Below are 1,935 nucleotides of genomic sequence, written 5' to 3'. Positions count from 1 at the left end.
GGCGAGATTGAGCAGGCCGGCTTTGTGTTTGATAATGGGATTGTTAGTATGAAGCATGAGAGTTACCTCGCGTTTTGTTTAAGGATCAGACACCCATATCAAAACCGGTAACTCTCAACCTTTCAAGGTCCAGTGTCAGATCTAGTTGCGACTAATACAATTCAGGGTCGCAGGCGATCAAATAGAGACGATTGGCGTCGGTGATATCCTCAACGGTGCGACCCTTGACCGACATGCTTTGCGGATCGAAGCACGCCATGCCTAAAGCCTGTGACGATGAAGTAGGCGGATCAATGCCCAGCAGCACGGTAGCACCGCGGCCTCTGTCATTCGTTGCACCGTTCCCATCCATAAAAGTATTAAAATAGCGTTGGTCCGAACCGTAAACAGCCAGTTTTTCCTTCGTTAACGCGATAAAGGCATCAAGACTATCGCGGTGTGAAAGACAGCGTTGAGTTCCATCTGGTCCGTATTCTACATCGATCACCCGCCAGTTGATGTCCTGATACCCATTGCCTTGCAACTGCACATGAATAAAGGAATCCATCAGCAACCCAACTGCGCCAAGCGAAATCAGCGTCAGCGGTTGAGCCCGGTTGTGTATCGTCTGCCGGATATGATTAATCAGCGTATTGATATAACTCACCCGACTACGTAGCGAGGAAACATCATCATGCTCACACCAGAAAAACCGATCCTGAAAACGATAAACTAAGTGTCCATGCGGCCTGAGGTGGGTTTGATTCATCACTGAGGCGGGCGTCAAGGCAGCGTGCTGCCGATCGCGGGAATAAAGGGCTAACAGAGCGATAGATTCGGAAGTCACTGCTGGCAACATGGTTATATTATTTGAAATTCAGTGAATTACACCATAACAGTCACTGGGTTAGCCCGTGTTGTAAAATCCGATATCCCACCGCATCAGACGGTGGGAATCTGAGCCGTCATCAAGAAAAACACTCAGGCAAAGAAGCCACTCAACAACCCTACGCCAAGCAGCGCAGAGCCCGCGCCAATAACGCGCGGCCACCACACGCTGCGTTTCGCCGCCAGCATGGCGTAGCCTAACGCCAGCCCATGAAACAGGGCAAAAGAGCCAACCAGCACAGCGCCGGTGGCGGTTGACAGTTTCAGTTGCATCGCCACCATCAGCCCCAGAACCAGCAGCGAGGCAGCAGAAATATGTTCGGTCGCTGGCACAACCAGCCCCGCCATCCCAATCAGTGCGCCCACCAGCAGGAGGCTGGCAAAGGAGATCGGTGCCAGCCACCATTTTTGGGTATTCATGGAGCTCCACACACCGAGCAGCGTCATGGCAAACAAGTGATCGAGGCCGATAAGAGGGTGGATAAACCCTTGCACAAAGCCAGTAACATGGTGGGCGCCATCATCCGCCCCGATATGGGCAAAGGCAGCAACGTGCAAGGCAAATAAAGCAGCAGTAAACAGTACCTTCATTGGGTTATTCATTTTCAATTCCATTAACAGGTTGGAAAGACAAATAGCAACACAACCGTTTTACCGGTCGTGTATTCAATATGTTGATTGCAGTGTGAAATGTCCGGTTTTTGATGTGGAATACAGTGGCTAAAGTTGATGTAAGATGCCCGTTTTGTGAACAGACATATCCTGTGAAAAAACACGGTTATGGCAAAAGTGGCTATCAGCGTTACCGTCGTCAGTCATGCAAACACGGATGGCTACAGGGCTTACAACGACGAACTTCCAAAAGTAAAAAACATTGTTAGCAAGCTGTATACACAGCGTATTGAGTGTGTACATCTGACACTGCGTAAGGCTTTGTTGAATAAATCAGAACTTGTGACGACTGCGCCCCATACGGGTCGATTGTTACGTGATGCGAATACTGTTCGGCATTCCTAATAGCGTGATCCGGTTAAGCGCTTTGACCATGGCCATGGCTTCACCCACCTG

3 protein-coding genes and 2 pseudogenes are annotated in these 1,935 nt (G+C 49.9%); 2 read left to right on the top strand and 3 right to left on the bottom strand.

The features are described 5' to 3' along the window. Nucleotides 1–151: 151 nt before the first annotated feature. On the bottom strand, nucleotides 152–751 hold the full coding sequence (locus tag QZ506_RS11610; RefSeq protein WP_291971222.1) for a hypothetical protein: 600 nt from the start codon (nucleotides 749–751) through the stop codon (nucleotides 152–154). A 209-nt stretch (nucleotides 752–960) separates the two neighbouring features. Continuing rightward, nucleotides 961–1,470, bottom strand: coding sequence for a HupE/UreJ family protein (locus QZ506_RS11605; protein WP_291971220.1), 510 nt, complete (start codon nucleotides 1,468–1,470; stop codon nucleotides 961–963). Nucleotides 1,471–1,583: 113 nt separating this feature from the next. Here QZ506_RS11605 and QZ506_RS11600 point away from each other — a divergent pair. Beyond that, nucleotides 1,584–1,688: pseudogene (locus QZ506_RS11600) on the top strand (IS1 family transposase); the annotation flags it as partial. Continuing rightward, the gene (locus QZ506_RS11595) at nucleotides 1,648–1,884 is read left to right on the top strand and encodes an IS1 family transposase (RefSeq protein ID WP_291971218.1); all 237 of its coding nucleotides are present in this window, start codon (nucleotides 1,648–1,650) and stop codon (nucleotides 1,882–1,884) included. The pseudogene QZ506_RS11600 and the gene QZ506_RS11595, both read left to right, overlap by 41 nt. Here the strand turns inward: QZ506_RS11595 and QZ506_RS11590 are convergent. Beyond that, nucleotides 1,852–1,935, bottom strand: a pseudogene (locus QZ506_RS11590) (lipoprotein); the annotation flags it as partial. The gene QZ506_RS11595 and the pseudogene QZ506_RS11590 sit on opposite strands and share 33 nt — an antisense overlap.

The organism is Candidatus Symbiopectobacterium sp. (assembly GCF_020054415.1).
Lineage (GTDB): Bacteria > Pseudomonadota > Gammaproteobacteria > Enterobacterales > Enterobacteriaceae > Symbiopectobacterium.
The sequence above is the reverse complement of the archived record's forward strand: the minus strand, read 5'-3'. Positions and strand labels throughout refer to the sequence as shown.

Excerpts from the sequence above, each read along its gene's own strand:
- QZ506_RS11605 (WP_291971220.1), bottom strand. The coding sequence starts at position 1,470 with ATGAATAACCCAATGAAGGTACTGTTTACTGCTGCTTTATTTGCCTTG.
- QZ506_RS11595 (WP_291971218.1), top strand. The coding sequence starts at position 1,648 with ATGGCAAAAGTGGCTATCAGCGTTACCGTCGTCAGTCATGCAAACACG.